The organism is Sodalis sp. (in: enterobacteria) (genome assembly GCF_047607725.1).
Lineage (GTDB): Bacteria > Pseudomonadota > Gammaproteobacteria > Enterobacterales > Enterobacteriaceae > JBLKSS01.
Genome location: NZ_JBLKSS010000341.1, coordinates 1 through 2,333 on the forward strand (window position 1 = coordinate 1; position 2,333 = coordinate 2,333).

At 58.9% G+C, this 2,333-nt stretch carries 2 pseudogenes; both read left to right on the forward strand.

Features of this window, described 5'->3' with window-relative positions:
• The first annotated feature begins 69 nt into the window (after positions 1–69).
• Positions 70–1,389: pseudogene (locus ACMX3H_RS20095) on the forward strand (phage portal protein).
• A pseudogene (locus ACMX3H_RS20100) lies at positions 1,325–2,327 on the forward strand (head maturation protease, ClpP-related). The pseudogenes ACMX3H_RS20095 and ACMX3H_RS20100 overlap by 65 nt, the downstream one beginning before the upstream one ends.
• Positions 2,328–2,333: the final 6 nt, after the last annotated feature.

The following is a 2,333-nucleotide window of genomic DNA, read 5'->3' on the forward strand; positions in this document are numbered from 1 at the left end:
AATCGAAAGCCGTCTGGCCCAGCTGGGCGGCAGTGGCACGCGTTCACGTTATTCATTGGCGAGGTTTCGATGAGTGTACTGGATAACCTGATAGGCGCGTTATCACCGGGCTGGAAAGCGGCCCGTCTGCGCTCGCGGGCAACGATACAGGCATACGAGGCCGTGATGCCGACCCGGACACATAAAGTGCAACGGGAAACGCGGACGGCGAACCAGCTGAGCCAGTTTGGCGGACGTTCGCTACGTGAACAGGCGTGCTTTCTGGACATGAATCACGATGTGGTGATTGGGACGCTGGACAAGCTGGAAGAGCGCATTATCGGGGCAAAGGGCATTATCGTTGAGCCGCAGCCATTAACCCGTGCCGGTGTGCTGGACAAGGCGCTGGAGCCGGATTTTGTCCCCGATAACCTGTCGGCTCCGGAGCAGGGGGTGGTTCAGGGCATCCGCCTTGATGCGTGGAAGCGTCCCGTGGGCTACACCCTGTACCGCAGTCTGCCGTCTGAAGGTCTCGTCGCCGGATTGTACGATGATGTGGACGCTGCGCAGATGTTACACCTGAAATTTACCCGCCGTCTGCATTAGGTGCGCGGGGTGTCGTTGCTCGCAGGCGTCATCATTCGGCTGGCCGATCTGAAAGATTATGAAGCGTCAGAGCGGATAGCGGCACGTATCGCGGCGTCGCTGGGGATGTACGTCGTCAAAGGGGATGCGTTCAACTACGACGATAAGGCGGATGAGGCCCCGCGGGAGCTGGATATCGAGCCCGGTATGCTGTTTAACGGCCTGCGCCCCGGCGAGAAGGTCGACATGGTGAAATCTGACCGGCCCAACAGCAACCTAGAATCGTTTCGTATGGGGCAGTTACGGGCGGTAGCCGCGGGGACGCGGGGCAGTTTTTCCTCGATTGCCCGTAACTATGACGGCACTTACATTGCCCAGCGCCAGGAGTTGGTGGAGGCGCAGGAAGGGTACGGTATTTTGCAGGACACGTTTATCGCCCAGGTGACCCGCCCGTTCTACCGTCGCTGGCTGGATGTGGCGATATCGACGGGCATGATCACCTTACCGGCAGACATTGACCGGCAAACCCTGTTTAACGTGATCTACAGCGGCCCGGTCATGCCCTGGATTGATCCGCTAAAAGAGGCGAATGCCTGACGTGTGATGATCCGCGGCGGTGCCGCAACGGAAGGTGACTGGGTACGGGCGCGGGGTGGCGCGCCGGCCGAGGTCAAGCGCCGCCGGAAAGCCGAAATTGACGAAAACCGGGCGCAGGCATTGGTGTTCGACACCGATCCGGCCAACGATAAAGGAGCGGCTCATGCCGACAACAACGACGACGATAAGCACACCGCCGACAGCGGTCGTGGACGAGGGCGAGCATAACGCCCCCCTGATACAGGCGCGACAACAGGCCGATATCCGTCTCCATGGTGAAATTGGGGCCGGGGGCATTACCGCCCGCCAGTTCGCGGAAACGCTGAGCGCGCTCGGGCCGGTCAGTGATATCAACCTGCATATCCACTCGCCCGGCGGGGATGTCTTTGACGGCATCGCTATTTATAACCTGCTAAAAAATCACCCTGCGCGCAAGACGGTCTATATCGATGGCTTCAGCCATTGCGATGGTGGGTGATACCGTCCTCATGCCCGAGAACGCCATGATGATGGTGCATAAACCCCGTAGCGTGACCGTCGGTCATGCGGAAACCTTACGGGGACGGGCGGATTTGCTGGACAAGGTGGAGGCGGTGATTGTGCCGGCTTATACCGACAAGATCGGTAAATCCGCAGAAGAAATCATGGCGTTACTGGCCAAGGAAACCTGGATGTCCGGCAGTGAGTGTGTCGCACAGGGTTTCGCCGATAAGGTGCTGTCGCCGGTTAAGGCCATGGTGCGTATTGAGTCAAAGCACATTGAGGAGTTTGAACACATGCCTAACAGCATTAAAAATATGATTGTCGCGCCACAGGAAAACACGGAGTCGCCCTCGGCACCGGCGGCCAGCATCACGTCCGGCATACCGGTATCCGCGCCGGTCGCCGTTGATGAAACCGCTATCTGCGCCCAGGAGCGTGACGCCCAGCATCAGCGCGTGGCGCATATCACGGCGCTGTTTGGTCGCCTGGGGACGCAGCATGCCGACCTGATGGTCAAATGCGTGAGTGATGTTAACTGTTCGTTTGACCAGGCCAAAGACGCCCTGCTGGAGGCGCTGGCCAGTAAAATCACCCCCATTGATACCACGTCTTCGCCGGTGAACAGTGGTTACAGTGTAAGCGTACGCCCAGCGCCGTCTGTTAATTCCCCATCAAGTTATTGAAGATGA